At 48.7% G+C, this 23,835-nt stretch carries 38 protein-coding genes; 6 read left to right on the top strand and 32 right to left on the bottom strand.

The window, feature by feature from the left end:
* Window positions 1–5: 5 nt before the first annotated feature.
* The 32 genes from ACJHYD_RS03295 to ACJHYD_RS03140 all read right to left on the bottom strand — a co-directional run bounded on the left by ACJHYD_RS03295 (window position 6) and on the right by ACJHYD_RS03140 (window position 21,226).
* The gene (locus tag ACJHYD_RS03295; RefSeq protein ID WP_024236257.1) at window positions 6–698 is read right to left on the bottom strand and encodes a hypothetical protein; all 693 of its coding nucleotides are present in this window, start codon (window positions 696–698) and stop codon (window positions 6–8) included.
* 2 nt (window positions 699–700) lie between these two features.
* Window positions 701–1,156, bottom strand: a complete 456-nt coding sequence (locus ACJHYD_RS03290) for a DUF2824 family protein (RefSeq protein WP_410228807.1) — start codon at window positions 1,154–1,156, stop codon at window positions 701–703.
* Window positions 1,156–2,004, bottom strand: coding sequence for a tail needle knob protein (locus ACJHYD_RS03285; RefSeq protein WP_072652737.1), 849 nt, complete (start codon window positions 2,002–2,004; stop codon window positions 1,156–1,158). The genes ACJHYD_RS03290 and ACJHYD_RS03285 overlap by 1 nt, the downstream gene beginning before the upstream one ends.
* Window positions 2,004–3,422, bottom strand: coding sequence for a packaged DNA stabilization protein gp10 (locus tag ACJHYD_RS03280; protein ID WP_001122370.1), 1,419 nt, complete (start codon window positions 3,420–3,422; stop codon window positions 2,004–2,006). The genes ACJHYD_RS03285 and ACJHYD_RS03280 overlap by 1 nt, the downstream gene beginning before the upstream one ends.
* Window positions 3,422–3,922, bottom strand: coding sequence for a packaged DNA stabilization gp4 family protein (locus ACJHYD_RS03275; RefSeq protein ID WP_021514122.1), 501 nt, complete (start codon window positions 3,920–3,922; stop codon window positions 3,422–3,424). The genes ACJHYD_RS03280 and ACJHYD_RS03275 overlap by 1 nt, the downstream gene beginning before the upstream one ends.
* Window positions 3,900–4,124 carry a hypothetical protein gene (locus ACJHYD_RS03270; protein WP_410228806.1) on the bottom strand — a complete coding sequence of 75 codons (225 nt, stop codon included), beginning with the start codon at window positions 4,122–4,124 and terminating at the stop codon, window positions 3,900–3,902. The genes ACJHYD_RS03275 and ACJHYD_RS03270 overlap by 23 nt, the downstream gene beginning before the upstream one ends.
* Window positions 4,125–4,168: 44 nt before the next feature.
* Complete coding sequence (locus ACJHYD_RS03265; protein WP_410228805.1) at window positions 4,169–5,464, bottom strand: P22 phage major capsid protein family protein; 1,296 nt, start codon at window positions 5,462–5,464, stop codon at window positions 4,169–4,171.
* Window positions 5,464–6,375 carry a scaffold protein gene (locus tag ACJHYD_RS03260; RefSeq protein WP_000373006.1) on the bottom strand — a complete coding sequence of 304 codons (912 nt, stop codon included), beginning with the start codon at window positions 6,373–6,375 and terminating at the stop codon, window positions 5,464–5,466. The genes ACJHYD_RS03265 and ACJHYD_RS03260 overlap by 1 nt, the downstream gene beginning before the upstream one ends.
* A 13-nt stretch (window positions 6,376–6,388) precedes the next feature.
* Window positions 6,389–8,554, bottom strand: coding sequence for a portal protein (locus tag ACJHYD_RS03255; protein ID WP_410228804.1), 2,166 nt, complete (start codon window positions 8,552–8,554; stop codon window positions 6,389–6,391).
* Complete coding sequence (locus ACJHYD_RS03250; RefSeq protein ID WP_023277064.1) at window positions 8,555–10,054, bottom strand: terminase large subunit domain-containing protein; 1,500 nt, start codon at window positions 10,052–10,054, stop codon at window positions 8,555–8,557.
* The gene (locus tag ACJHYD_RS03245; RefSeq protein WP_000729920.1) at window positions 10,032–10,520 is read right to left on the bottom strand and encodes a DNA-packaging protein; all 489 of its coding nucleotides are present in this window, start codon (window positions 10,518–10,520) and stop codon (window positions 10,032–10,034) included. Before ACJHYD_RS03245 ends, ACJHYD_RS03250 begins: the two co-directional genes overlap by 23 nt.
* A 23-nt stretch (window positions 10,521–10,543) precedes the next feature.
* Window positions 10,544–10,723, bottom strand: a complete 180-nt coding sequence (locus tag ACJHYD_RS03240; protein WP_000091987.1) for a hypothetical protein — start codon at window positions 10,721–10,723, stop codon at window positions 10,544–10,546.
* 1 nt (window position 10,724) lies between these two features.
* On the bottom strand, window positions 10,725–10,967 hold the full coding sequence (locus ACJHYD_RS03235) for a DUF2560 family protein (RefSeq protein ID WP_000807788.1): 243 nt from the start codon (window positions 10,965–10,967) through the stop codon (window positions 10,725–10,727).
* Between the two features lie 103 nt (window positions 10,968–11,070).
* Window positions 11,071–11,451 (bottom strand): Gp49 family protein, encoded by a 381-nt coding sequence (locus tag ACJHYD_RS03230; RefSeq protein ID WP_000999674.1) that lies wholly within the window; start codon window positions 11,449–11,451, stop codon window positions 11,071–11,073.
* Window positions 11,452–11,638: 187 nt separating this feature from the next.
* On the bottom strand, window positions 11,639–12,169 hold the full coding sequence (locus ACJHYD_RS03225) for a KilA-N domain-containing protein (RefSeq protein ID WP_410228803.1): 531 nt from the start codon (window positions 12,167–12,169) through the stop codon (window positions 11,639–11,641).
* 202 nt (window positions 12,170–12,371) lie between these two features.
* Window positions 12,372–12,809: a lysis protein gene (locus ACJHYD_RS03220; protein ID WP_247759975.1), complete on the bottom strand. Its 438-nt coding sequence runs from the start codon at window positions 12,807–12,809 to the stop codon at window positions 12,372–12,374.
* The gene (locus ACJHYD_RS03215; RefSeq protein WP_000229392.1) at window positions 12,806–13,282 is read right to left on the bottom strand and encodes a glycoside hydrolase family protein; all 477 of its coding nucleotides are present in this window, start codon (window positions 13,280–13,282) and stop codon (window positions 12,806–12,808) included. The genes ACJHYD_RS03220 and ACJHYD_RS03215 overlap by 4 nt, the downstream gene beginning before the upstream one ends.
* The gene (locus ACJHYD_RS03210) at window positions 13,266–13,589 is read right to left on the bottom strand and encodes a phage holin, lambda family (RefSeq protein WP_000783734.1); all 324 of its coding nucleotides are present in this window, start codon (window positions 13,587–13,589) and stop codon (window positions 13,266–13,268) included. Before ACJHYD_RS03210 ends, ACJHYD_RS03215 begins: the two co-directional genes overlap by 17 nt.
* A gap of 596 nt (window positions 13,590–14,185) precedes the next feature.
* Entirely contained in the window at window positions 14,186–14,704 is a 519-nt protein-coding gene (locus tag ACJHYD_RS03205) for an antiterminator Q family protein (RefSeq protein WP_000512805.1), read from the bottom strand.
* Window positions 14,695–15,366, bottom strand: a complete 672-nt coding sequence (locus ACJHYD_RS03200) for a serine/threonine protein phosphatase (protein ID WP_085455938.1) — start codon at window positions 15,364–15,366, stop codon at window positions 14,695–14,697. The genes ACJHYD_RS03205 and ACJHYD_RS03200 overlap by 10 nt, the downstream gene beginning before the upstream one ends.
* On the bottom strand, window positions 15,344–15,550 hold the full coding sequence (locus ACJHYD_RS03195) for a phage NinH family protein (protein WP_000144614.1): 207 nt from the start codon (window positions 15,548–15,550) through the stop codon (window positions 15,344–15,346). Before ACJHYD_RS03195 ends, ACJHYD_RS03200 begins: the two co-directional genes overlap by 23 nt.
* A complete protein-coding gene (locus ACJHYD_RS03190) occupies window positions 15,547–16,158 on the bottom strand; it encodes a recombination protein NinG (RefSeq protein ID WP_001108032.1) in 612 nt (203 codons plus the stop codon). Before ACJHYD_RS03190 ends, ACJHYD_RS03195 begins: the two co-directional genes overlap by 4 nt.
* Complete coding sequence (locus ACJHYD_RS03185; protein ID WP_089615020.1) at window positions 16,151–16,327, bottom strand: protein NinF; 177 nt, start codon at window positions 16,325–16,327, stop codon at window positions 16,151–16,153. Before ACJHYD_RS03185 ends, ACJHYD_RS03190 begins: the two co-directional genes overlap by 8 nt.
* Window positions 16,327–16,704 (bottom strand): phage protein NinX family protein, encoded by a 378-nt coding sequence (locus ACJHYD_RS03180; RefSeq protein ID WP_000386659.1) that lies wholly within the window; start codon window positions 16,702–16,704, stop codon window positions 16,327–16,329. Before ACJHYD_RS03180 ends, ACJHYD_RS03185 begins: the two co-directional genes overlap by 1 nt.
* 2 nt (window positions 16,705–16,706) lie before the next feature.
* Entirely contained in the window at window positions 16,707–16,883 is a 177-nt protein-coding gene (locus ACJHYD_RS03175; RefSeq protein WP_080182530.1) for a NinE family protein, read from the bottom strand.
* On the bottom strand, window positions 16,880–17,725 hold the full coding sequence (locus ACJHYD_RS03170) for a phosphoadenosine phosphosulfate reductase family protein (RefSeq protein WP_410228802.1): 846 nt from the start codon (window positions 17,723–17,725) through the stop codon (window positions 16,880–16,882). Before ACJHYD_RS03170 ends, ACJHYD_RS03175 begins: the two co-directional genes overlap by 4 nt.
* Window positions 17,722–18,162: a recombination protein NinB gene (locus ACJHYD_RS03165; RefSeq protein ID WP_410228801.1), complete on the bottom strand. Its 441-nt coding sequence runs from the start codon at window positions 18,160–18,162 to the stop codon at window positions 17,722–17,724. The genes ACJHYD_RS03170 and ACJHYD_RS03165 overlap by 4 nt, the downstream gene beginning before the upstream one ends.
* A 73-nt stretch (window positions 18,163–18,235) precedes the next feature.
* Window positions 18,236–19,612: a replicative DNA helicase gene (locus ACJHYD_RS03160; RefSeq protein WP_191650411.1), complete on the bottom strand. Its 1,377-nt coding sequence runs from the start codon at window positions 19,610–19,612 to the stop codon at window positions 18,236–18,238.
* Window positions 19,609–20,430: a replication protein gene (locus tag ACJHYD_RS03155; RefSeq protein WP_124038849.1), complete on the bottom strand. Its 822-nt coding sequence runs from the start codon at window positions 20,428–20,430 to the stop codon at window positions 19,609–19,611. Before ACJHYD_RS03155 ends, ACJHYD_RS03160 begins: the two co-directional genes overlap by 4 nt.
* Complete coding sequence (locus tag ACJHYD_RS03150) at window positions 20,417–20,578, bottom strand: hypothetical protein (RefSeq protein ID WP_000166961.1); 162 nt, start codon at window positions 20,576–20,578, stop codon at window positions 20,417–20,419. Before ACJHYD_RS03150 ends, ACJHYD_RS03155 begins: the two co-directional genes overlap by 14 nt.
* A gap of 34 nt (window positions 20,579–20,612) precedes the next feature.
* The gene (locus ACJHYD_RS03145; protein WP_001177654.1) at window positions 20,613–20,891 is read right to left on the bottom strand and encodes a lambda phage CII family protein; all 279 of its coding nucleotides are present in this window, start codon (window positions 20,889–20,891) and stop codon (window positions 20,613–20,615) included.
* Window positions 20,892–21,010: 119 nt separating this feature from the next.
* Window positions 21,011–21,226 (bottom strand): helix-turn-helix transcriptional regulator, encoded by a 216-nt coding sequence (locus ACJHYD_RS03140; RefSeq protein WP_000067728.1) that lies wholly within the window; start codon window positions 21,224–21,226, stop codon window positions 21,011–21,013.
* Between the two features lie 75 nt (window positions 21,227–21,301).
* Between ACJHYD_RS03140 and ACJHYD_RS03135 the strand changes: the two genes are divergently transcribed.
* The 6 genes from ACJHYD_RS03135 (at window position 21,302) to kil (ending at window position 23,763) form a co-directional block, all read left to right on the top strand.
* Complete coding sequence (locus ACJHYD_RS03135) at window positions 21,302–21,997, top strand: LexA family protein (RefSeq protein WP_272469307.1); 696 nt, start codon at window positions 21,302–21,304, stop codon at window positions 21,995–21,997.
* Between the two features lie 381 nt (window positions 21,998–22,378).
* On the top strand, window positions 22,379–22,705 hold the full coding sequence (locus ACJHYD_RS03130) for an antitermination protein N (RefSeq protein WP_410228800.1): 327 nt from the start codon (window positions 22,379–22,381) through the stop codon (window positions 22,703–22,705).
* 78 nt (window positions 22,706–22,783) lie between these two features.
* Window positions 22,784–22,984, top strand: a complete 201-nt coding sequence (locus ACJHYD_RS03125) for an antirestriction Ral family protein (protein WP_097178730.1) — start codon at window positions 22,784–22,786, stop codon at window positions 22,982–22,984.
* Between the two features lie 175 nt (window positions 22,985–23,159).
* Entirely contained in the window at window positions 23,160–23,408 is a 249-nt protein-coding gene (locus ACJHYD_RS03120) for a hypothetical protein (protein WP_000597940.1), read from the top strand.
* Between the two features lie 83 nt (window positions 23,409–23,491).
* Window positions 23,492–23,626: a hypothetical protein gene (locus ACJHYD_RS03115; RefSeq protein ID WP_000972063.1), complete on the top strand. Its 135-nt coding sequence runs from the start codon at window positions 23,492–23,494 to the stop codon at window positions 23,624–23,626.
* A complete protein-coding gene (gene kil, locus ACJHYD_RS03110; RefSeq protein ID WP_001243355.1) occupies window positions 23,611–23,763 on the top strand; it encodes a host cell division inhibitory peptide Kil in 153 nt (50 codons plus the stop codon). The genes ACJHYD_RS03115 and kil overlap by 16 nt, the downstream gene beginning before the upstream one ends.
* Window positions 23,764–23,835 lie beyond the last annotated feature (72 nt).

The raw sequence follows: 23,835 nt of genomic DNA, 5'->3' as shown, positions 1-23,835 counted from the left end.
ACCCCTTAAAACAACGAGCCAAGCAGACCAAGACCGCCGCCGATCGCAGCCCCCCACGGAGTTGATGAACCAATTAATTTCGCAAGTCCGGCCCCAGCAATAGCACCAGACGCACCTCCACCAATAGCAGATTGCATTGCTGATGGTCTGTTGGCATTTGCCGCTGCAAGAGCCGCACTTTGCTGCGAAATCTGACTCATGTTGTTGGCATATGTCTGCCCTGCGTTTGCCTGACCTTGCAGAGCACCAAGCCCAACGTTTGCCAGATTCTGGTAGTTGTTCATCTGACCAGACAGCCACTGCTGACCAAGCGTTGGTGCGATTGTTGCTAACTGATTACCGGTTGCAGTGGAACCCAATCCACCTGTTGCTTCCGCTGCCGCCAGACTCTGATAGCGAGCCTGACCTGCAAGGTCTTTATACTGCTGAGAGTTGTAATACTGGTTAAGCGCCTGACCTTGCCCTTCCAGAGACGATAAGTTCTCGAGGCTGCCGACATACTTATCAGCCAGAGGAGTAAACGGCTTCAGGTTGTTCATGATGGTGTTGAACTGCTGATTTTGCAGGTCTGCAGCATACTTCTGAGCTTCTGCTGCATACTTTGCGCTTTTATCAGAACTGCCACCTTTCCCGCCTTTTTCAGGGCAATAAGGTTCCTCGCCGCGCAGTTTTCTGCCCAGCTTAAATGCATATAACATGGCTATCTCCCGTGATTCAGGAAGTCGATTAGTTCTTCGCGTGTGGCGCTGTAAAACGTCACGTCATCCACGCCTTTGAAGTATTTCTTGATGGTTCCTACACGCTTAAGGCCAATCATCGCGCAATACATCTGACCGTGGCGGAATTTGCGTGCAGCGAACGATGTGACGCACTGAACGGTGGTGTTAGTCAGAATGTATCGCCAGAACGCCAGCCCGATTTCCTTGCTGAAGCCGCGAACCTCTAGCAGGTACATGGCGTGGCAATCGAATGTCAGCGGCTGAATCTCCTGATAGTAAACAATGCCGCCGAACTGCCCGTGCACGTTCACCTCAAAGTAACGGCAATCAGGTTTGTAGTCGTATCCATCACCGTTGTTGCTCCCGGCGATAATGTCAGGGTGATTTCCTACTGCTTCGATCAGGTCGATGTTTCGCGTTGGTTTGAACTGAATCATCACTGCTCCGCGATTATCTTGATGGTTGTGGCAGTAAACGCCGCCCCATTTGACTGAATGGTTAACGTACTGCCATTTGTGGCAAGAAAGCCGTCTTTATCCACGCTGAAGAACGTAGCTAACAGGATGTTGTCGGTTGTTGTCGCCGCATTACGACTGCTGACCAACGTGTCAGGAACAGAGCCGGAAAAGGTTAGCTGCATTGACCTGTTGGCGGTTCCGCTGGGCCACGTCCCGACGATCGACAGCTTGAAGAACAAGGTTTTGTTCTCGTTGAACACAACCATCTTGTTGTTAACGGTGTCGAAGAATGGTGCCAACGTGCCGGATGACGGCATGAGCGTTTTCAGCAGGCTAACAAGGTTGGTCGGCGCTGTCGGGATGGTTACAGATACGCCAGAGTAAACAACCTCTGACTTTTTGCGAGTAGTGGCATACTCCAGAGCATCAATGCGCGTTTCATGGTCTGAAACCTGCGACTCCAGCGACTGAACTCTGGTATCAAGCGACGCAATATCGCTTTCATTCTGAGCGATTCGCGTTTCATGGTCCTGAAGAGTTGATTCTGCCTGGCTGATTCGCTCCTCATGATTAACAAGCGTTGCTTCCGCAGCAGAAATTCGCTGCTCATGGTCAGCGAGAATCACATCCTGCTCATCGTTCCTGACTTGTGCGTCATAAGCGCCCTGTCCGGCCTCGTTGGCCTTGTTCGCCACATTACCAACATCAGTACCCTGTGCGATAACGTAAAGCAGATACGACTGCGAGAAGATATTGCGTGGAAGTACTGATGTGTCGAGTCGTGTAGCCTGAATGATTACCGGCACATTGAGATTCGAATCCGCCATTACTCAATCCTTATCTGGCAGCCAGACAGAGTGACAGGTGACTTCGTGATAACGCGCAATTTGAAGCCGACATTTTTCCTGATGCGCCCTACTCGCTTCCACAAAACGCGTTTGTCGTAAACGAACGGTTCATTCTGCTCAATCATCTGCTCACGCCCGTAATTGATGCCGTCAGTGGTTGCAGAGAGAAAAAGGCGGTCAGCATACTGCGCAACGCCAGTTGACGATTCAACCTCAAGGTCGAACACTCTGGCGTTATCCGCTTTGAACAGTGGAGTAAACAGCAGGTGTTCCTGTTGCTTGTCGTACTGGCTGCTGATGTCGAATTGCAATTTCCCGGTCACGGACTCCAGCTTATCGCCGCACGTTATCTGATTGCCTTCGTAAATGAAGTCGATAGCGCGGTACACATCGTCATACAGGCCAGTTTTCAGTACACACCATTGCGGACCATTGGCGCTTGAAGATGCGTCGTACACGAGGACGTGGCGCGGAAGGTGGATAATCAGCAACTCATGCGCATCAAACCGCAACGATTCCATCACGCCATCAGCCAGTTCATCAGCAGTGTAGGAGCGGAGTATTTTCTCAATGCTCGCGCTGGCGATAGGTGACACCTGACCGGAGCCGATGATGTATACAGACGGCGCACCCGTTGCCGGATTGCTGATGAACGCATAAGAATCAGCGAATGGCGTTTTACAGTAAGTCCCGGCAATGCCTTTCTGCACCATCAGTGATGGCTGTGCGACATACAAAGCAGCACCAACAGTGGTTGCACCAGTCAGGGAGAAATATTCAATCGTCGACGAACCAAAGCAGACTATGAAGTCTCGCCATGTACCTATGCCGATGATGCCGTCAGGCTGCGACTCTGCACGATATTGTGCGCTGTATCGGTCAGGATGCGATTCGTCTTCAAGGTCAGTGATAAACCATGAATCAGTTCCGTCTTTTGACCACGCATAACGCCCACGTAAGCGCGTAATGTCGCGAACTGAACCTAACTCGTACTGTGTGAATCCGCTGTCTGTAGGCCAGTTTGAGACGGTTTTAACCGTGCCATCATAGCGATACTCGACCAGTTGACCATTAACGCCTACCGCCTGTGATGTTCGACCATGCGCCATTGATACGCGACCACTTCCGGCAACATCACCAACCTCGCTTTCGCCCTTATACAGCTTGCCACCACACACGCGATAAACAGCATTCTGCGCCATGTTGTGCTCGACGCCTCGCGATACGCCGTTCACATCAGAACGTTTGGCAATGCCCGGGAATGAGCGAAGATATCCGCTGCTGTTGAGGATTTCTTTGGGTGTAGCCAACATATTCACTGGTAGATAGTCGATATAGTCAGCGTTTCTAAAGTCTTTGCCGACACCTTTCATAAGCGGAAGTTGCTGAATCGGCATTATTCGCTCCCATTATCGCAAGGTTCCTTTCGGTGGAAGTAATTCCAACCGTTCCACTTCGCCAACTGGTTTCCACTGCCAACAGGCATACGGTTTGGATAACCGGACTTACATTTAGCGGCTTTTGCTCTGTCCATTGCAGACAGTTTGACGAGTCGCTCTTTCCCGTATCTGGCAGTGGTTATAAGTTTTGCTGACGCTTCCAGCGCATAATCAGGAGCAATGCGGCAGGCAAGGTTGAAAATGACGGCATTGATAGCGTTATTTGATAAACCGTGCTCATCGCCCGGATCCGGAGCGACATCTGCATCAGCAAAAATGTAGCCAACGTTGATACCAGGTGACACATCACCGCCAAGCCATTCAGCCATCATCATTTCAAGGTCGTTGACCCCGTCTTCCATAGACTGCGGTTCGACATCGGTTAACGTGGCATTTGATGCCACACCGAGCTTACGTAATGCCGCAAGAACTAAATCACCCTTCGTTGTCAGGTTCATCTGCTGCCGCCTTAGGTTTTCGATCGGGCTTTTTACGCTGTTTTTCTTCTGGCTCTGCAACATCCTTCAAAAGGTCATCAGGATGTGAAAACCAACCAGCATCCAGATATTCCTGAAGCTCTTCGGCTTTCACGATTTCAAAGTCGTAGCCAACGCCTTTCCACTTCTTCATGTCGCCATGACGAAAGATCATGTGTGTCATGCTTGTCTCCAGATAAAAAAGGGAGCCGAAGCTCCCTCTGGTTATCACGCAGTCTGGTTAGGCAGACCAACACCAATTGCCTCTGGTCGTACAGCACATGCTGAATACCACACAGCAATACGGCACTTACCAGACAGAGTGTTGATATCACCCTGCGTTGCGAAGATGCCGTTAACACCAATACCAGGAATGCTGAAGGAAGACGTTTTCATGCCAGCAAACAGCTCATGGGTTACCGGGATCGGCTGAGACAGCAGACGGATTGAGTCATCAGCCCAGAACACGTTAGCGGTGGTTGTTGCCACATTCAGAACGTTTACCGTAGTGGTATCAGCAAGAGAGGTGTTTACGTTAGCGTAAGCCTTCTCTTCTTTTGTCAGTGACGCGTCATCCAGTGCAATCGGCTTCGGCGTGATTTCGATGTGAGTACCATCGATCACACGGGTGATTGAGAAAGTAGCATCATCAGTCAGCACGTTCTTCGCCATCTGAGACAGGAATTTCACACCAGTGAAACTGATTTTGTCGCCGCGCTTAAATCCGGTGGTGGAGGATACGGTCACCGTTGCAACACGGTTGTCGACGTTCTCTTTGTTACCATCGGTATCAAGAGTGTATGCCTGCGGCTTAAACTTCTGCGCACCAGAAACAGTTACACCAGTAGCGGTTGACTTGGTAACTGCCGGAAGTTTCGGTGAGCGAAGAATTTCATCAAAGCCAGCAATCTGACGCTGAATAGTACCGTTGCGATACGCTTCTTCATGAACGCGACCGAAGATGTCACCATCTACCAGGTTGCGGCCTGCTTTGCGGTAATCGTCAGGGTTCAGGAAGTAACTGATGCCCATATCGCGGTTTAGCTCACGGGAGAACATCAGGCGCTCTGCATCAGACACAAAATCCCAGCCAGACAGGCCAGTAGATGGACCAATTGCGCGGGTATCGTGAACAACAAGTGAGCCCATTTCGGTTGCCTGTTTGGCAATTGCTGACTCAATGTTATTCGCCAGTTTTTTGGCGGATGCCTGGATGCGGCGACGGTAAGAACGCTCATCACGCAGGTCATCTGCACGAAGCTCGAAGAAATCGTTATCCGGATCGCCCATGTTGCACTTCACGGAGAGTTCCAGAATCCCGGTTGCGTTGCCAGTTAAATCCCAGCCAGTCTGGGTTGGCGCTTCCTGCTCAACAGGCATCCACACGGTGTTGCTTGAACGCTGCATGGATTCTGCCGGAGGGGTGTATTTTGTCACTTTGGACGCCATTGGCGTCAGGTTCTGGACGGTTTCGATGATTTCATCCAGAGCATACGTGACCAGTTGACCTTCATTTAATGCCATTATCGAATTCCTTTATTCAGTTGCGCCTTGAGCTTGCGGTATGTCTCTACATCCCCTTTGTTTGCTGCCGCTTCCATCTGCTTTTCAATCGCAGATATATTTGCAGCAACAGCGTGTCCCTGAATGGGTTCATCAGGTAGCGGGGCTTCTGAAACAGGTTTGGCTCGAGGCTTGAGAGTTAAACGTTCTGACAGTCGAGTGAGTTCAATCAGCGCGGATTGCCCGTCCATCGCCAGCAACTGGCGTGTTTTCTCAGGATTAGCACCAAGGTGATACATGAGAGCAGCGGATTTCTCCGGGAAGAGGCGCATGATGTCGGCACCGACTGCTGGCGGCACCAGTTGCATGAATGCATCCTCTTTCTCCTGATAGTCAGGGATATTGAGCTTTTCCGCTGCGTCGTAGTGCTTACGGGCTGCCTCGACGTATTGCGCTGATTGCTGGGTGAACTCCTGAGTTTTGCGACCCTGCTCGGCGACAGCCTGGCTTCGTGCGTCCATAGCCTTGATCTGCCATTCACTATTTGCCTGCTGGAAGGCAGCCAGTGCGCGGCTCTGGTCATAGTCGTACTTAGCCAGTGCATCTTCGGAAAGATAATCGTTAGGGTCTGGTTGTTTTGGTAACTCAGGGTTCACCCGCAGGTGCTCCGGCAATTCTCCACGCTTAACCGCTTCCATCTGCTGCTCAAGCTCACGCTGGCGTTTGCGTTCGATGCGGCGACGGGCAAATTCAGCATTAGTTGCCGGGTCTTGTTTTGGTTTCTCATCGTCTTTCAGGACAATCTCGAAGCCTTCTTCCTGACCTGCGTTGTCGTTGGCATTATCGACAACTAAGCCATCAGCAGATGCCGCTGCATGATTGCCGGGCAGGGTTAATTCTTCAGAAGCCTGAATGTCGGTGGTTTGGTCCATGATTAACTCTCTCTTATTGAGGTGTCTCGGCTACTCCGCCGGAGGGGATTTGAACTTGACGCATAAGATTCGCGAAATCCATGCGTTGTGAATGAGTCTGGTCTGCATCTTTAAGAAGCAGCTCAGCGTTAGCACGAGCATCTTTGCTGCGCTGTTGCTGGAATTGACCTACGAGCTTGAGGTACTCACGCAGTTCTGCCTGCTTGTCGAGGTCCATATTGTTGAAGATTTCTGCAATCTTCGCGGCGTTGAGTTGGTTTTGGGCTTCAACCTTGGCAGCTTCAACCTGAATCTGCGCCTGTTGGTTCTCTGCCTTGAGCAATTCAGCCTGACCTTGCAGAAGGATACCCTGCGCCTGAATTTGCTCTGCTGATGGCTGCTGCGGCTGTTGTTGTGCCTGCTGTACCATCTCCATCTCTTCAGGTGTTTCTGGTTTCTTCAGCCCCATCATCACCAGTTGCTTGTTCGCGTACTCTCGCATCATCTCAACGCCTTTACCGTCAAGCAGCGTGAAGTATTGCAGCATCAGCATCTGGAACTCTGGAGTACCTTGCGGAACCTTGGTGAGTAACTCCTGAATCTCTGCGCGGTTCTGTTCCTTCATGCTCTGGAAGGATGGTCCAACGTCTGTATAGCACTCATAGCGACCGCGAATGTCGTTGAGTGTGACCACATTGCCGGACTGGTAATCTACAACTTGCGCGTAGAGTTGAACGTCTTTCTCGCTTCCGTCTTCAAGAGTCAGCGTTACATGGCGAGGAACGTCATAAATATCGTTGACCATTGAGGCATAAATCTCGCCATCACGTCGCATTGCGGTAGCCAGGTTATCCTGAAACACGTATGTCTCAAGGTCTGCCCGCATGTTCAGTTGATTGACGGTATCGAAAGCGACCTGACCATTTGCCGCCTGCGCATCCACGCCAAGACTAGCCACCTCTTTCACTGCGTTGGTGGCTGCCTCAAGCATGTAAGCGTTGGCTTGCGGCACTTCAGGGTTTTCCATGTAGGAGATTGGACCAATCGGCAGGTCGTTACCGTTTTCATCGGTCCTGTTCTGCAGATAGTACGGATAGTCATCATTTCCACCGTACATGTATTCGTAGCCTTCGATTTGCTCAGGGAAGAAGGTCGGTTTCTTCTTCGGTGAACGAGCAACAATATCGGCGTTGAACGACATGATCATGTTACGAAGGCGTTGACCGTCTTTCGTCAGCCTTACCACTCCTTCGTAGCACTCCTTGTCACCAGCGAATGACCATTCACCATACACTGGAACGATTGGAATATGCTCTCCGGCTATCTTCTCGCGGTCTTTCAGTATCTGCGTACAGGTGATGATCGACTTATACACACGCCGACGCTTCACCTTGCGCTCTGCTACCTTAATGAATCCACGATTAGCCAGGTCGTCGATGACGTCTTTGATATCCTGCTGGTAATAGCTTACCGGCTCACCTGTCAGCGGGTCGCGGTAGATGAAGACTTTCTCTTTCTTCTCTTCGACCTCGTAATACTCAGCGACGTAGACGACATCATTCGATACCCACGGAAACAGCCATGTATCGTTCGGAGTCTGGAAAGATGGCAAGGTGTCCGGATCAATACCGTAATCCTCTGCGAACTCTTTCCAGCCATTGCGCGACAAGGCGTTAATCACCGTGCAGTGCTTAGCGTCGCTCTTATCCATCTGCTTGCTGTTGGCGTCCCATATGACGTGTGAGCAGGCTTCATGAATTGGCAGGCGTCGAATTACCTGATTGTTGCTTGTTGGATCGTTGTCTTCGTACTGCGTGACCAGACGCCATGCACCAACGCCGGACTCTATCTGCTCACGAACGCCAACGTTAACGGCAATTTTTGCCGTGTTATGGCGCATATCAGTACGATACATCCCCATCAACACATCGGCTGCATCAGGATTAGCACCGTCTTTTGGTCGGAAGAGAACGTCGATAGGGTTCCGGCGCATCTCTGCGACCAACTTCCTGACCACCGGGCGGACAACATCGAATTGTCCGCGATATTGCAGGGTGGTGTAGTTTGATAGCCAGTCATCCCATTGCGACACTCGGCTAAAATACAGGTCATTTGTCGCCTCGGTTCTGGCTTCATCGCTCGCCATCCAGTCTGCGTCAAACTTACACAGAATGGAATTGAGTCTGTTTTCGTCGGCCATTTAAGTTCTCCGTGCGATGGGCCTGATTGGGGCTGGTATCTTTTTCTCTTTTGGCTTTTTGATGTCGCGCATCATTTTTGCGAAGCGGCGCATCATGTATGCATAGCGAACGGCGGATAGCACGTCGTCGTTAAGCTTGACGATTTTCCCGTTTTCATCACGGTGATAGAGGCGGAACTCCTCAAAGAATGGCTCACAGGTGTTGAATACTTTGAAGCGACCGTCGAGCATCATGTCTCGCAATTCAGTGATGCCAGGCTCAACAGCGTTACCGCCATCAGGCCATGTCGCATGCTCCTGCAACATCATAAATCCAGCGTCCGCATACTGCCCTTTGAGCTGCTCACCGCCGCCCTTCTCGTGCTGGTTTCCGTCATGAGGCCATGCGGTTGGCACTTTATGCGCCCATGGTTTAACAGCTCCCCACGCCTGAACGGCTGTTTTTTCTTTCGCCTTCCACACGCGTGAAACGTAGATTGTGTCTGCGTCCTTATCCCACCAAAGCTGAACCTGCGCCTGCGGGTGATCCCATCCGAAATCCATCCCGCCAATCACGTAGAAGTGATCAGGACACTCGAACGGCTGACACTTAATAGTCTCTTCCGGTATCTGGAAGATTCGACCACTACCCATCGTAGGAATACCGCGAGCACGCGCCTCTCTCTCATGCTCAGGATAAGATGCGATGATTTGCTCTTTCTGTTCGTCTGTGTAGTGCTCAGCGTCGTAGATGGTCATGTTGACCACTTTCTGCGACTTGCTGGGATTCTTCAGGAACTTGGTAACAACGTCAGACATCCCCATCAGCGGGGTAAACGTCAGAATTGAGAATTGACCGTATTTGTTGGTACGGGTAAGACCTTCGCCATAAATGCTGTATGGTGGCTCTTCGTCAAACCACACGCCGTGGATTGTGTCACCCTGCCAGCGAGCACGGCCTTGCGAGTATGGTTTGAAGTAGCAGATTGAAATGCCATCTTCAACGCCATCAGCCGTGTGATGCTTAACCAGAAGGTGATCAACAAGGTTCGGAAAGAAAGGAGACTTCTTCCAGCTAATGATGTCCTCTTTCGGTATTGAACCGTAGCCCGGCTCATCATTCTCTTCAATACGACCGCACAGGATGCGTTGAGTCGTTTTGGTTACCGTCTCGTTTGTCTCGCCACCAATCCAGAAGACAACAGGCTCATAGAAACGCTTACCTTTCCACTCACCGCCATATTTACCATCAGCAGGATAGCCTTTTGTGCCCGGATAACGCCCGGTAAGGTGAAACGCGACTTCAGCAGCGCCAGTAAATGACTTACCAAGCTGGTTACCAGCCATAAAACAGCGCTCTGGATAGTCATGACCGGCGTCGATGAACTCACGCTGTTTGCTGTATGGCGTAAATTCATATAGCAGGTGTGTGTTCCGGTAGTTCTCTTCTTCTTCGAGTAGCTCGAGCAACTCGATTTGCTCTTCGTCGCTCAAGTTATCAAGAATCGCGTCCAGTTCCACGGTTGAATAGCTCCTTGATACGAGAGCGTCGCTTATCGCGATCTCCCTTATCAGGTGTCACGTCTTCAACTTGCGACTGCTCTTTGAGGCCCAAATCACGGGCGATGATGTTAGCGTTGAGAAGGTCAGCGGCTGCGCCAGAGAATTTCTGGTCGTAGATGATGTCTTCCGCTCGTGATGTGACGTCAGAAAAACCTTCCATTGACCGGAAGGTTCCCCATGTTTGCCTGGTGATATCAAGGAAGGTACACAATCCTGAAATAGTCATGGCTCGCATCTTAGGGACATTAGCCTTAATTATTTCTCCCTGATATGAAAATACCTTACCCTCCCATAGCGGGTTATCATCAGCCCACTCGAAGTATTCACAACAAGCAGCCCACAGCGCCTCAGGCGATTCGAATTTAGGATTTCGCCCATGACTACTGCGGGCCTCCCAAAATCGGTTGCCCTTTGGTGCTGCCATATTCATCTCACTTAGTTGTTATTTCAGGCTGAGGACTCTTTCGCGCCTTCAATCAGTGACTGCTTCAGCAATTCGAGTGTGCCAATCGCCTCGCATAAACTGATTTCACCATCGTAATCATGGATGACGCTTTCCAGCCGCTCGTATAGCTCTTGAGTAATTGGGAATTTCTTCTCCTTACCCAAATTGATTACGCGGCTCACATCATGCTCCGGTGGTGAACAGGTCTAACGCTTCCTTCGATTTACGCACCGCTTCGATAGTGCGGGTCGTGATATCCGAATTAGCGCCGCCTGACTGGAAGTGAATTTTGAATAGCTCAAGCTTCAGTTCGTCAGTGCCAATGAACTGAAATGCTTCCTCTGCAGCTGCGTTCTGGTTCATGACCAGTTTGTAAATCTCTAACTGGAATTTCTGTTCTTCAGTCATGGGAATAATCTCTGCCATTGTTGGCTCCGTTTATCCGTTAAAAGGGATATTAGTTAAGTTATCCCGTGTAGGGTATAAGCCATTATCAAAGCCACTCTGTAGGGAATGGCTTTTGTAATAACTACTGTTCGCTTAGCTTCTGCTTCAGCAAGTAACCTTCGAGCATCCAGATTTTGTTTACAGCATTTTGCCGGGCAATCTTCCGACCAATTTCTGCATCAAAGTTTTCCGGGCTTGCACAGGCACTCTCTCCGGTGACGGTGAAGCCATTCTTCAGCACCAGTACGCAGAAAGTGAGCAACTTCAATGGTGATAAATCACGATCGCCTTCTTCTGGTTTTTCCCTGCCACAATATTCGTTGCTGGAGATGGCACCATTACGTCCATCATAAGCAGTAAAGTAATGCTCGCTTTTAATCACGTCTTCGATGTGCTGCGGAGTGATTCGCGGTGCCGTTTTGCCTTTCTCAACGATTTCTTTTTCGATTTGCTGGTCGTTCATAATTATGACCCTGTGGAGTGGTTGCTTGATTAGGATGTCTTTCCATCAGTCCGCCACCACAAAGAATCTTTTTTGCCATAAGGCAGGAGGTTCATCTTTCAGTGGCTGCCAGTGTTATTTCCCCACTTACTGGCTTGGGTTGTTTCGCTGTACTGCCGTAATGCAAAAACTGGATTAACCTGCGAAATCACACCATTCCGGGCAAATACATTTGCACTTCATTTGCCGCTCTCTCACGTGCAACATGAAGCAATCTTTTTCGCCCACCAACGCCCCACTTAGCCATTTGGCTTGCGCACTGGCTTATCGCTTTGGTTTCAGTATTGATGATGTGATCGATTCTATTCAGACGTAACATTGCGCCAACGCCGAGACGGACAACCGTTTTGAAAACTTCATAAACTTCGATTTCAAATTCCGGCTTAATCCATGCTGCATATCTGATTGCCAGAAGTTCAACACCCCACACACCTGGTTCTGCACCACCTTTGATTATTTTAAGTGGTTGAATTTGTTCCAAAGTGCTTTTTTGCACTTTGGCCTCCAGTGCTTTTATGAAGCGTTTTATCTGCGCGCTACGCAAAAACTGGCTTGGGCGCTGTTGCTCTGTAGCCTCTCCATTTGCAACAGCTGCTGCATGGAGATCGTTTAAGTTGTAGCGTCCATCCTCATCAACACGAACGGACACACCATTGACAATAACTGTTGGGTACTTCATCAGTGCTCACCTTTTAGTGATGAACCTTGTCACACAGGATTCCGGCCCACAGAAAGGCACCGATCACCAAACCGGCATCCTCAAGGGTCATCCTGAAAGGTTCTGTGTTCATAAGTCGCGCGTGTGAAGCGCGTTTACTGCGGACATAAAAAAGCCCCGCATCGCGAGGCTCATTAAATGGACTTTGTGATTTGCAAAAAAATTATTTCAGGCACTGAGTCCTGATGTACTCCTGCAGGTAGTTAACCTGCGCGGTTATCCTGTCGATTCCACTTCTGAGACGGTAATAATTGAGTTCAGCATCTGCTGTAAGTCTTGGGCTTTCTCCATTGCCCATGCCGCTGGCTCCGGTCGTTGACTTTGCACAGGTGGCGGCGACTTGCAGGCGCTTACGCCCAGCAGAAACATCAGCACGGAGGCTTTCGATAGTCGCGTTAGCATCAGCAAGCTCCTTTGTGTATCTGGCGTCGAGTTCTGCTACATCACGTTGACGCTTCTGCATATCAGCGATGATGGATGTGGCTTTATCGCGCTGCTCTTTGTAGGTCATGGCGTTATCACGGTAATGATTAACAGCCCATGACAGGCAGACGATGATGCAGATAACCAGAGCGGAGATAATCGCGGTTACTCTGCTCATACCTCAATCTCTCTGACCGTTCCGCCTGCTTCTTTGAATTTTGCAATCAGGCTGTCAGCCTTATGCTCGAACTGACCATAACCAGCGCCAGGCAGTGAAGCCCAGATATTGCTGCAACGGTCGATTGCCTGACGGATATCACCGCGATCAATCATCGGCAAAGCGCCACGTTCCTTAATCTGTTGCAGTGCCACAGCGTCCTGGCTTTTCGGAGAGAAGTCTTTCAGGCCAAGCTGCTTGCGGTAGGCATCCCACCAACGGGAAAGAAGCTGGTAGCGTCCGGCGGCTGTTGATTTGAGTTTGGGGTTTAGCGTGACAAGTTTGCGAGGGTGATCGGAGTAATCAGTGAATAGCTCTCCGCCTACAATGACGTCATAACCATGATTTCTGGTTTTCTGACGTCCGTTATCAGTCCCCTCTGACCACGCCAGCATATCGAGGAACGCCTTACGTTGATTATTGATTTCCACCATCTTCTACTCCGGCTTTTTTAGCAGCGAAGCGTTTGATAAGCGAACCAATCGAGTCAGTACCGATGTAGCCGATGAACACGCTCGTTATATAAGCGAGATTGCTACTTAGTCCGGCGAAGTCGAGAAGGTCACGAATGAACCAGGCGATAATGGCGCACATCGTTGCGTCGATTACTGTTTTTGTAAACGCACCGCCATTATATCTGCCGCGAAGGTACGCCATTGCAAACGCAAGGATTGCCCCGATGCCTTGTTCCTTTGCCGCGAGAATGGCGGCTAACAGGTCATGTTTTTCTGGCATCTTCATGTCTTACCCCCAATAAGGGGATTTGCTCTATTTAATTAGGAATAAGGTCGATTACTGATAGAACAAATCCAGGCTACTGTGTTTAGTAATCAGATTTGTTCGTGACCGATATGCACGGGCAAAACGGCAGGAGGTTGTTAGCGCAACCTCATGCCGCCCGCTTTCACGAAGATCATGTGTAGAAGGCCGCAGCGTAACTATCACTGATGAATTCAGGATAGCCAGTGGCTACGGCTCAGTTTGGGTTGTGGCGGTCGGTGCTGAACTCCGACTTAATGACGATAGGCGTGTACCGACGCCTCGTTTTACTTCCTCCGCTTTCACGGCTTCACCCTAGACCAGCTTTACGAAATCCTCGTAAACCTAACCGCGGCAGATATGACCGGCACGGTGTGCCATATCACGGACCGGCGGGTGTCTCGTTCACCTGATTAACGCATCAGCCTGCGTATTCACCACAACGATAAGAGTACTGCGCGGCACCTTTCACCAATTCCGCGAGGTCTGCGGGTTCAATGCTCTTACCTGTTGTGCAAACAAAAAAGCCACCGTTGCAACTTAAGAGTCACTAACGGCAGCTTACCTTCTAATTATGGCTAAATGGATAATTGCATGTCAAGGCTTTTAACAGCAACATGCTTAACTTTCTCAACACGTTTACGCATTTTGAAAGCATTTTGCATTGGCTGGTACAAAACAAATAACGACGCTTTCAGGATGTCGTCAATTTCGTTTCTACAGGTTGCCAGTGAAGGTTTTCTCCATCCCTCGCCACCACGTCCACACATCTTGCGTGGCTTTGCAGTCGCGTGATAGTAGGATGCAATTGCTCGCTTAGATGAACCATGAGCGTAGTAGCTGAGGAGGATGCCAAAGGCTTTCTTGTCAATGCACATGACGGAATCGACGACCTGAGAAATCAACATTCCATCATCATCATTGCACATTGGCCTTGTCATAACTCTTCCCGGCTCTACGCTCTCCATGAACTTCGCTATTACGCTGCTCATGCGCTTTTCCAGACGACCTGAATAAACCCATGCGCCCCACAGTTCAAGCCAGCCATTCAGCCACTCGTGCTGCTCTTTGGTGAGGTTTAGTTCTCTTATGCCCACGCGCCTTCTCCCTGTACCTGAATCAATGTGAGGTTTCCGCAGAACACTGCGCCGGTATCGATATACATCTGGTTGGAAAACTTGAGTGGTTTCACTGCTGGCGTATGACCAAAGATGAACGTGTCCGCGCCTTTGATTTCTTTCACGATCCCGTCTTGTGAGTTGCTGATTCGTTCGCGGTTCCAGATTACCTGCTGATGATCAACTGGCTTTCCAAACTCGTATTTATCACAAGGATAATCGGCGTGGCAGATGACATATTTTTTACCTTTGCTCACCAGTTCGATGATTAACGGAAGTTCACCTGCTTTATGGGCAAGAGCTTTAGCCAGAATTTCTTTGTCGTAATCGAGATTAAAGAACCAGCCACCGCCATTAAGCAGCCAGTGATTGACGTTTCCACGCTCTGATAAGCCATCAATCATCATTTGCTCATGGTTTCCACGTACAGCTCTGAACCAGGGGAATGTGATTAATTCCAGGCATTCGACGTTCTCTGTACCGCGATCAACCAAATCGCCAACCGAGATAAGCAGGTCTTTTTTGGTGTCGAATCCTATCGTCTCCAGTTTTTTCATCAGGTTCGTGTAGCATCCGTGCAGATCGCCAATTACCCAAATATTTCGGTATTTGCTGCCATCAATTCTTTCGTAATAGCGCATCTCTTTCACTCCATCCGCGATGAACCATGAGAACGTCGTTGACGATGGCGTGCATTTTCCCGTCTTTATCATCAACGTATTTTCTGACCGTACCGCGACTACATTTCAGTCTGCGTGCTACTTCTGTCTGGTTTCCGTATGCTTCAACGAGCATGTCTGGAATGGTTTTCACTGAGAACGTCATGCGGCCTCACTTCTGCTATTTCGCAGGTCTTTGAGTTTCTGTTGGTACTCTGCCTTGATCGCCTTGCACTCTTCGATAGTCCAGCGATGGCGGTTATGGTTTGATTCGATTTCGTCTACTGCTTCCTGCCCGATTCGGTTAATCAGTTCGACGCGATACGGAACGAGATTTCCGCTTTTGTGCTGGTTGCACACCACGCATTGCTTGTGAATATTGCGTTCATCAAATCGGAGTTGAGGTGCCGCAGCAGTTGTCCGGTAATGTCCGGCATCCCACTGAGCAGACGTGAGCGTTCCGCACGAGATACATGGTAAGTCGCGGTCTCTTTCTCTGATGAAGGCGTTTACGGCTTGTTGGGCTTGTTTAATCCAGTAACTGCGGGGCTTTAAGGCGAGTTTTCGAATCTTCAGTTTATCTTTCTGTTTCTGCTCCTCTCGTCGTCGTTTCTTCTCTGCTGCTTTTTCCGCTTTTTCGCGTTCTTTACTTCGTCGTTCTAGTGCTATCTTGGTTCCACACTCTGGAGAGCACCACCACTGATTAGCGAATGCAGGGTGAAACCATTCCCGACATTCATCGTTTTTACATCGTCTTCGCGCTGGTTTAGCCATCGTCTTCTTCCTCGTACATTGAGCTATTCGGATCGCTCATCAGTTCTGCGCAGCAATCGGAGCACACGTAAACTTCCAGAACATGCAGCTTCTGACCGCAGTTAACGCACGTTAAAGCCCGCTCGACGCTTTCTTTCTGGTATTGAAGGGATTGGGATGGGCTAAGCATTATTGGATTCTCCGCATCATGAGAAAGACAATCATGGCGGCACGGAGTGGATTGTCATATGCGACACCAACATTCGGTAAGGCATCATCAAACAAGTCCCTTGCGTTGTCTGTGGCGCACGGCATTGAGGGATTGTCTAAAATTATGCTGATGTTGTTTTCAGTGATAATCGGCCATGCGTCTGCTGGGTTTGCGCATGGGTTAAAGGATCCGCGCTCAACTTCTACTTCAACTGCGTCTCCGTTTACAATGTCTCCCTCAAATGAGACAAACACCATATCGCCATTCTCACCTTCTTTGTAATCCGGTGATCCGTTATGAATGGCTTCGAATACCGCCACGTTAATTTCAAAATCACTTAACTGTGAATAATCCATTGTCATTTCCTCGCACGATGTCTTAGCCACCGGATATCCCACAGGTGAGCCGTGTAGTTGAAGGTTTTTACGTCAGATTCTTTTGGGATTGGCTTGCGTTTATTTCTGGAGCGTTTCGTTGGAAGGTAATTGCAGTTTTCGCAGATTATGTCGGTGATACTTCGTCGCTGTCGTCTCATGTCGCATCCTCAAAATTAAATCCAAGCTGACATGAAAATGCTTCACATGATTCAGAACACGAACCTGAATCATACTGTCGCATTGATGTCATTCTTGAGGCTAACTCATCTCTTGATATATCACTAAACAAGGCAATCAGTGATTTAAGTGTATTATTCCCTCGATACATAACCGGTTCCTTTCCTGTTTTTATTTCTGTATCAAGGATGTTGATAAATGCATCTGCAAGTTCTGGCTCATCCATGGCTGCCAGCGCAACCTTTTGCATACTTTTTTTTATACAGAAAACACAATTACCAAGATGCTCCTGTATGCCAAGATCAAACTTCTGCCCACTCCACCAATCAAGCACATCCTGTTTTTCAAAATCGCTTATATCAGCCAGGTACCGAAAACCATTAGCCCTTTTAAGCCTGTTTGGTTCATCTGTGCGAATGCCAAGCCATGTGATGTAATTTCCTTTCCCAAACTTTTCCTGACAATATTTGGTGAATGGAACAGACTTCATTCTGTCGGTACAGAACGCACCGCCGATATATGGATGTCCGTATTTATTCAACATCCTTTTCCACGGTATAAGATCTGGACCAATATCAGTGACACCTATCTCTTCATAACTACTGGCCTTCCCCATTTCTGGATTAGGTATTACACGAAGGCAATGTAAGTCTATTTTCCAGTTACTGACGATATTTCGGATGAACTCATATGTTTTAGGGTGCTCTGCCCCTGTATCCATGAAAACGTAATGCACGTCTTCACCAGCCTGTCGCTTTTGCTCCATTAGCCAGAGCAAATATGCTGACGTCCTGCCACCGGAGAAACTAACGACATTTATCATGCAGCCTTGTCTCCCCATCTTGCTTTCCACTCCAGAGCCAGTCGCGCTTCGTCTGACCACTTAACGCCACGCTCTGCACCGAATGCCTGTATAAGCTCTAATAACTCCGCAAATTCGCTTACACGCATCCTGCTGGTTGACTGGCCTATTACCACAAAGCCATTCCCGGCAAGGTTAGGAACAACATCCTGCTGCTTTAATGCTGCGGTAAACACACACTTCCAGCTTTCTGCATCCAGCCAGCGACCATGCCATTCAACCTGACGAGAGACGTCACCAAGGCAAGCCCAAAGCTTCCTGTTTTGGTCTAAGCTGCGGTTGCGTTCCTGAATGGTTACTACGATTGGTTTGGTTGGGTCTGGAAGGATTTGCTGTACTGCGTGAATAGCGTTTTGCTGATGTGCTGGAGATCGAATTTCAAAGGTTAGTTTTTTCATGACTTCCCTCTCCCCCAAATAAAAAGGCCTGCGATTACCAGCAGGCCTGTTATTAGCTCAGTGATGTAGATGGTCATACGTCAGCCCCTTGTGCATATCGTCTGCCACGTGCAGCAGGTGAATTTGATGCTGTGCAAATCTGTCTGGCTTCATCCTGGTCACATGCAACAAAGTGTCCGTTGCAGAACCGCTGGTAAACCGTACCAAGCGAGCCAAAACGGTTTTTCGTCACGATGATTTCAGCAAATGGCGCGGCGCTACTGTTCTCGTCATATACCGCTTCCCGATAGAGCATGATGATTGAGTCTGCGTCCTGTTCAATGCTTCCTGAATCACGCAAATCTGCGTTTGTCGGGCGTTTGTTTGGTCGCTTCTCAACATCGCGCGAAAGCTGACTCAGGGAGATAACCGGTGTTTTCAGGTCTTTCGCCATCGCCTTCAGGCTTCCGGAGATGTGAGCAATTGCGAGGTCGTTGCGGTCTGCTTTCGGCTTCTCAATCAGGCCAAGATAATCCGCCATGATGAGTGACAGGTTTGGATTTTCCTGTTTGTGCCGCTCTGCGATTGAGCGAATTTCTTCGACCGATAACCGCGAGGCATCGACTACCCATACATCCAAATCTGCAAGCTGACTCATGCCGTTAGCAACACGCGCCCAGCCTTCGTCATCCATCGATGCAGGATTTCGCAGTACGCTAACCGACATCCTCCCGGCGTTGGCAATGCTTCGCTCTGCAATCTGCAATGCGCTCATTTCCATCGAGAAAATCAACACTCCGCGCCGGACGTCAGAACCAGGAATAACGCGGCTTGCAACGCCTTCGGCAATCTTCAGCGCCAGTTCGGTTTTACCCATACCAGGACGAGCGGCGATAATCACCAGGTCTTCTGCGTTCATCCCTCCGGTGATGGCGTCAAGTTCGTCGATTCCGGTCTTCAGGGTATCTGACTCTTCTCCGTTCCTCAGACGCCTGTCAAGCGTGTCAGTGTAGTCAGTGATGATTTCCCCTAACCGTACCGGTTTAACCTCGTCACGGGGCTTTCTGATGGCTGAAAGACGCTTTACAAGTTCATCCATCGCCTGACTCGATGCGTCGATGGTTCCGCTTTGGATTGGTTCACGCATTTCATCCATGATTTCCAGCACCAGACGGCGGTGATAGTTATCCGCGACCATTCCGGCATATCCCTTCAGGTTTGCGGCACTCGGGCAGTTTTTACTGGTCATCAGGATTGACGTGAAATGCTCCTCTCCGCACGCCTCGGCAACCATCAGCGCATCGATTAGGTTTCTGTTTCTCGCCTGCTTGCGAATAACCTCGAAGGCTTTCCGGTAGAGCGGAATTGAAAACGCTTCCGGCTCTAGCGTTGCTAGAACGTCGCTGGCGGTTGGAGTTAATCCACCAATCAGCAGGCCACCGATAACGCTCGCTTCGATATCCTGTCTCATGCAATCCCCCTGTCTGCAAACTTCCCTTCCCGAACTCCCGTTAACGAGTCTTCTCTCAGCAGGTAATCAAAATCAGCCGTCCAGCCCGTGTCGTTGTCTCCGAAGTAAAACGGCTTGGCCTGATGCACAAACGCCCTGACATACGCTCTGAAACCGTCCACGTTTGGCGTTTTCAGTTGCGGGATGATTTTCTTCAGGCGGCGTTTGCGTTTCTCGTTGACCGCAACAGCGTGTGGCAGTCTGTCACCGACTTCGGTGTTGTAGGCGTTCAGGAAGGATTCGTAGTCGATTCGTTCTGCCTTGCGACGTTCAGGTTTAACCTGCCCATCGCCGCCCCCGTTAGGGGGTAAGGGGGTATTTGTATTTATTGTCTTTTGTATATTGTCTTTTGTGTTTAGCTGACTTGGCTTATACCCATTAGCCGACTCAGCTAATGTTTTATTAGCTGTTTTAGCTAATGTTAAGCTGTCATGGCTAATCCACTGAGAAACCACCTTGTTCACTCCGATTTTCACGCCATCAGCAATGAGGAATTTACGCTCAATAAGCTGGCGCTTGGCAGCGCAAACATGAGTGTGATGAATACCTGTCATGGCTGCTATCTGCGTGTTTGTGAGTCGATCCATCGGCTTATTGAATCCGTATGTCTTGCGCATGATAGCGAGCATCACCTTCAACTGCCGGACGGTTAAATCAGCCATCAGCAGACTGTCGGTAATCTCGTTAGCAACGCGCATGAAACCATCTTCGGTATCTGCCACGCGATGCTCCACGACCTCCAGTTGAGGCCTGTAATCAGCTAACTTAACGACGCCCATGTTTCACTCCTGCTTTGGCTAGTCTGTAAACACCAACAAGGCGCTCTGCGAACGCCCTGTTATTTGCTGCGGCTACCACTAATCCCTCAGGTGAATCAGGGTGTCGAATCTCTTCTTTTTCCTGGTATTTCTTACGACGTTTTGTCATAATTACTCCTGTGGATTGATCCAGTCTTTCTACATCAGGCCTCGAAGAATTCGCCGTTCTTCGGGGCTTTTTCTTTTGTCAGCATTCTGGCTACTTGCTTAGCCAGTTCCGCCAACTCCTCGTCTTCAACACCCCATTCAAGAACAGCAAGAAGCATTCCCATTTTTGGGATGAAGCTGTCTTTCCATCGCGAAATTTGCGATTCATTAATCCCTAACGCGTCGGCAACCTTTCGCTGACCACGTACAGCAATTCGATTCAGGATGTTGCTTGTAATTGCATTCGCTTTCTTGCGAGTACTTGTAAGTTGCATATGTAAGTATTTCCTTAGATAACAATTGATTGAAGGTATGCAAATAAATGCATACACCATAGGTGTGGTTTAATTTGATGCCCTTTTTCAGGGCTGGGATGTGTAAGAGCTGGAATGTCTTAAGCGGCTTTGTGTTCCGGCGGGAACACGTCATCAAGACTGACTTTTGCGCCTAACTTGTTTAGGCACTCAACAAGAGCACGGCATGTTTTAAGGTCTGGGAAGCGACGACCAGATTCCCAATGTCCGATAGCTCCCTGTGTGCATCCAACTGCCTTAGCAAGTGTTGTTTGAGAGATATTCAGTGACTCTCGATATTTTCGTAGGTTGCTCATATGCCCTCCATAGTAACCATGAAACAATAATACGATATGTACTTTTAGAATGCAAACAAAAAATACATCTTGTGCATGGATGGTTTTAGTACAGAGCGTAATAATAAGGGTATGAAAATGAAATGGTATGAACTGGCTAGATCCAGAATGAAAGAGCTCGGCATAACTCAAGAGAAGTTAGCTGAAGAGCTTGGTATGACGCAGGGTGGAATTGGTCACTGGTTGCGCGGATCTCGTCATCCATCTCTTGACGAGATTGGTGTGGTGTTTAAATACCTTGGTATTGATAACGTCTCATTCAACCACGACGGTACATTTTCACCTATTGGCGAATACTCATCTTCCCCCGTTAAAAAACAATATGAGTACCCTGTTTTTTCTCATGTTCAGGCCGGGATGTTCTCGCCTGAGCTTAGAACCTTTACCAAAGGTGATGCGGAGAGATGGGTCAGCACAACCAAAAAAGCCAGTGATTGTGCGTTCTGGCTTGAAGTTGAAGGTAATTCTATGACCGCGCCAACAGGATCCAAGCCAAGCTTTCCTGACGGGATGTTAATTCTCGTTGACCCTGAGCAGGCTGTTGAGCCAGGTGATTTCTGCATAGCCAGACTTGGTGGTGACGAGTTTACCTTCAAGAAACTGATCAGGGATAGCGGTCAGGTGTTCCTACAGCCACTAAACCCGCAATATCCAATGATTCCATGCAATGATAGCTGTTCCGTAGTAGGGAAAGTTATCGCCAGCCAGTGGCCTGAAGAGACATTTAGTTAACAGCCTCACAACTCTAAAACACACAACAATAACCCGACCTTAGCGTCGGGTTTTCTTTTTCCAAAATATAAACCCATTAAATACAAAGCGTTATAAAAAACTAATTATATTTAGAACATTTTGTATTGACTCGATAAAGTACAAATCGTACTATTTAGCCATCAGCAGGACGTACTAACCACCATGAAGGTGACGCTCTTAAAAATTAAGCCCTGAAGAAGGGCAGCATTCAAAGCAGAAGGCTTTGGTGTGTGTGATACGAAACGAAGCATTGGCCGGAAGTGCGAATCCGGATTAGCTGCCAATGTGCCATTGCGAGGTGTTTTCGTTCAGGACTACGACTCCCACACACAACCAAAGCTAACTGACAGGAGAATCCAGATGAATGCACAAACACGCCGCCGCGAACGTCGCGCAGAGAAACAGGCTCAATGGAAAGCAGCAAATCCCCTGTTGGTTGGGGTAAACGCAAAACCAGTTAACCGCCCTATTCTCTCGCTGAATCGCAAACCGAAATCACGAGTAGAAAGCGCACTGAATCCGATAGACCTTACAGTGCTGGCTGAATACCACGAACAGATTGAAAGCAACCTGCAACGTATTGAGCGCAAGAATCAGCGCACATGGTACAGCAAGCCACGCAGTGAAATGGGTGTGACTTGTGTTGGTCGCCAGAAAATGAAATTAGGCAGCAAACCACTTATTTGAGGTGATATATGGAAGAAGAATTTGAAGAGTTCGAAGAGCATCCTCAGGATGTGATGGAACAATACCAGGACTATCCTTATGACTACGACTATTGATAAAAATCAATGGTGTGGACAATTCAAGCGATGCAATGGATGCAAACTGCAATCGGAATGCATGGTTAAGCCTGAAGAAATGCTTCCTGTAATGGAGGATGGGAAGTATGTCGATAAATGGGCAATACGAACTACGGCAATGATTGCCAGAGAACTTGGCAAACAGAAAAACAAGGCTGCCTGATGGTGGCCTTTATTTTTGGCACAAACAACAGAATAAACACTGCACTGTGTATTCATTCCAACGAGTGAATACACGGAGCAATGTCGCTCGTAACTAAACAGGAGCCGACTTGTTCTGATTGTTGGAAATCTTCTTTGCCCTCCGATGTGAGGGCGTTTTTTTGACAGAGTGAACGATGATAAAAACTGATTATCCTGCAGAACTTAAACAAAAAGTAATAACAGCAATTAAATGCTCTTTTATCTCATGCCGTACAGATGAAGAACGATATGTCGTTGAGTGTGCAATTGTCGAGTTTCTCACAGCGATGGAATTTACCGCAGCAGAATCAATAGACGTATTAAAGCAATCAGACGGAAATGATATTGAAACAGATGATGTTATTGACCGGCTAATAAAATCATTCGAAGAAGAAATAGAGTAGCCGCCTGAGCGCGGCTTTACCGCATACCAATAACGCTTCACTTGAGGCGTTTTCGTTATGCAATCAAATATAAGGAGTTACCCATGATGCACTTTCAGCTCGCGGGTAGCGGCGTCATGTCCGCTTTCTACCCGCACGAATCTGAATTATCACGCCGAGTTAAACAATTAATCAGAGCAGCAAAGAAACAACTGGAGGCGTTATGCGCAATGAAATAGCCATCAATCACCAGATGCTTCGTGCAGCACAGAACAAAGCAGTAATAGCCAGATTTATTGGTGATTCAAAAATGTGGCTTGAAGCAAATAAAGCGATGAAATCAGCTATCAACCTTCCGTGGTATCGCAGGAAATGAGTTTTACAGATAACTGGTCAGACGAAGAATTTATTCGTCAGATGAAAGAAATGCTCAATCAGCACAAAGAAC

The organism is Escherichia sp. WS1368 (assembly GCF_046487485.1).
GTDB classification, from domain to species: domain Bacteria; phylum Pseudomonadota; class Gammaproteobacteria; order Enterobacterales; family Enterobacteriaceae; genus Escherichia; species Escherichia coli.
Note: the sequence above shows the minus strand (reverse complement) of the source record. Positions and strands in the feature narration are given on the sequence as shown.

Excerpts from the sequence above, each read along its gene's own strand:
- ACJHYD_RS03225 (WP_410228803.1), bottom strand. The coding sequence starts at position 12,169 with ATGAAGTACCCAACAGTTATTGTCAATGGTGTGTCCGTTCGTGTTGAT.
- ACJHYD_RS03170 (WP_410228802.1), bottom strand. The coding sequence starts at position 17,725 with ATGATAAATGTCGTTAGTTTCTCCGGTGGCAGGACGTCAGCATATTTG.
- ACJHYD_RS03140 (WP_000067728.1), bottom strand. The coding sequence starts at position 21,226 with ATGAGCAACCTACGAAAATATCGAGAGTCACTGAATATCTCTCAAACA.
- ACJHYD_RS03285 (WP_072652737.1), bottom strand. The coding sequence starts at position 2,004 with ATGGCGGATTCGAATCTCAATGTGCCGGTAATCATTCAGGCTACACGA.
- ACJHYD_RS03195 (WP_000144614.1), bottom strand. The coding sequence starts at position 15,550 with ATGACGTTCTCAGTGAAAACCATTCCAGACATGCTCGTTGAAGCATAC.
- ACJHYD_RS03165 (WP_410228801.1), bottom strand. The coding sequence starts at position 18,162 with ATGAAAAAACTAACCTTTGAAATTCGATCTCCAGCACATCAGCAAAAC.
- ACJHYD_RS03200 (WP_085455938.1), bottom strand. The coding sequence starts at position 15,366 with ATGCGCTATTACGAAAGAATTGATGGCAGCAAATACCGAAATATTTGG.
- ACJHYD_RS03180 (WP_000386659.1), bottom strand. The coding sequence starts at position 16,704 with ATGGATTATTCACAGTTAAGTGATTTTGAAATTAACGTGGCGGTATTC.
- ACJHYD_RS03295 (WP_024236257.1), bottom strand. The coding sequence starts at position 698 with ATGTTATATGCATTTAAGCTGGGCAGAAAACTGCGCGGCGAGGAACCT.
- ACJHYD_RS03145 (WP_001177654.1), bottom strand. The coding sequence starts at position 20,891 with ATGCAACTTACAAGTACTCGCAAGAAAGCGAATGCAATTACAAGCAAC.
- ACJHYD_RS03235 (WP_000807788.1), bottom strand. The coding sequence starts at position 10,967 with ATGGCAGAGATTATTCCCATGACTGAAGAACAGAAATTCCAGTTAGAG.
- ACJHYD_RS03135 (WP_272469307.1), top strand. The coding sequence starts at position 21,302 with ATGGATGGTTTTAGTACAGAGCGTAATAATAAGGGTATGAAAATGAAA.
- ACJHYD_RS03230 (WP_000999674.1), bottom strand. The coding sequence starts at position 11,451 with ATGAACGACCAGCAAATCGAAAAAGAAATCGTTGAGAAAGGCAAAACG.
- ACJHYD_RS03115 (WP_000972063.1), top strand. The coding sequence starts at position 23,492 with ATGATGCACTTTCAGCTCGCGGGTAGCGGCGTCATGTCCGCTTTCTAC.
- ACJHYD_RS03190 (WP_001108032.1), bottom strand. The coding sequence starts at position 16,158 with ATGGCTAAACCAGCGCGAAGACGATGTAAAAACGATGAATGTCGGGAA.
- ACJHYD_RS03215 (WP_000229392.1), bottom strand. The coding sequence starts at position 13,282 with ATGGTGGAAATCAATAATCAACGTAAGGCGTTCCTCGATATGCTGGCG.
- ACJHYD_RS03275 (WP_021514122.1), bottom strand. The coding sequence starts at position 3,922 with ATGAACCTGACAACGAAGGGTGATTTAGTTCTTGCGGCATTACGTAAG.
- ACJHYD_RS03120 (WP_000597940.1), top strand. The coding sequence starts at position 23,160 with ATGATAAAAACTGATTATCCTGCAGAACTTAAACAAAAAGTAATAACA.
- ACJHYD_RS03155 (WP_124038849.1), bottom strand. The coding sequence starts at position 20,430 with ATGGGCGTCGTTAAGTTAGCTGATTACAGGCCTCAACTGGAGGTCGTG.
- ACJHYD_RS03245 (WP_000729920.1), bottom strand. The coding sequence starts at position 10,520 with ATGGCAGCACCAAAGGGCAACCGATTTTGGGAGGCCCGCAGTAGTCAT.
- kil (WP_001243355.1), top strand. The coding sequence starts at position 23,611 with ATGCGCAATGAAATAGCCATCAATCACCAGATGCTTCGTGCAGCACAG.
- ACJHYD_RS03255 (WP_410228804.1), bottom strand. The coding sequence starts at position 8,554 with ATGGCCGACGAAAACAGACTCAATTCCATTCTGTGTAAGTTTGACGCA.
- ACJHYD_RS03130 (WP_410228800.1), top strand. The coding sequence starts at position 22,379 with ATGAATGCACAAACACGCCGCCGCGAACGTCGCGCAGAGAAACAGGCT.
- ACJHYD_RS03265 (WP_410228805.1), bottom strand. The coding sequence starts at position 5,464 with ATGGCATTAAATGAAGGTCAACTGGTCACGTATGCTCTGGATGAAATC.
- ACJHYD_RS03185 (WP_089615020.1), bottom strand. The coding sequence starts at position 16,327 with ATGCTTAGCCCATCCCAATCCCTTCAATACCAGAAAGAAAGCGTCGAG.
- ACJHYD_RS03260 (WP_000373006.1), bottom strand. The coding sequence starts at position 6,375 with ATGGACCAAACCACCGACATTCAGGCTTCTGAAGAATTAACCCTGCCC.
- ACJHYD_RS03125 (WP_097178730.1), top strand. The coding sequence starts at position 22,784 with ATGACTACGACTATTGATAAAAATCAATGGTGTGGACAATTCAAGCGA.
- ACJHYD_RS03220 (WP_247759975.1), bottom strand. The coding sequence starts at position 12,809 with ATGAGCAGAGTAACCGCGATTATCTCCGCTCTGGTTATCTGCATCATC.
- ACJHYD_RS03175 (WP_080182530.1), bottom strand. The coding sequence starts at position 16,883 with ATGAGACGACAGCGACGAAGTATCACCGACATAATCTGCGAAAACTGC.
- ACJHYD_RS03280 (WP_001122370.1), bottom strand. The coding sequence starts at position 3,422 with ATGCCGATTCAGCAACTTCCGCTTATGAAAGGTGTCGGCAAAGACTTT.
- ACJHYD_RS03160 (WP_191650411.1), bottom strand. The coding sequence starts at position 19,612 with ATGAGACAGGATATCGAAGCGAGCGTTATCGGTGGCCTGCTGATTGGT.
- ACJHYD_RS03150 (WP_000166961.1), bottom strand. The coding sequence starts at position 20,578 with ATGACAAAACGTCGTAAGAAATACCAGGAAAAAGAAGAGATTCGACAC.
- ACJHYD_RS03210 (WP_000783734.1), bottom strand. The coding sequence starts at position 13,589 with ATGAAGATGCCAGAAAAACATGACCTGTTAGCCGCCATTCTCGCGGCA.
- ACJHYD_RS03290 (WP_410228807.1), bottom strand. The coding sequence starts at position 1,156 with ATGATTCAGTTCAAACCAACGCGAAACATCGACCTGATCGAAGCAGTA.
- ACJHYD_RS03270 (WP_410228806.1), bottom strand. The coding sequence starts at position 4,124 with ATGACACACATGATCTTTCGTCATGGCGACATGAAGAAGTGGAAAGGC.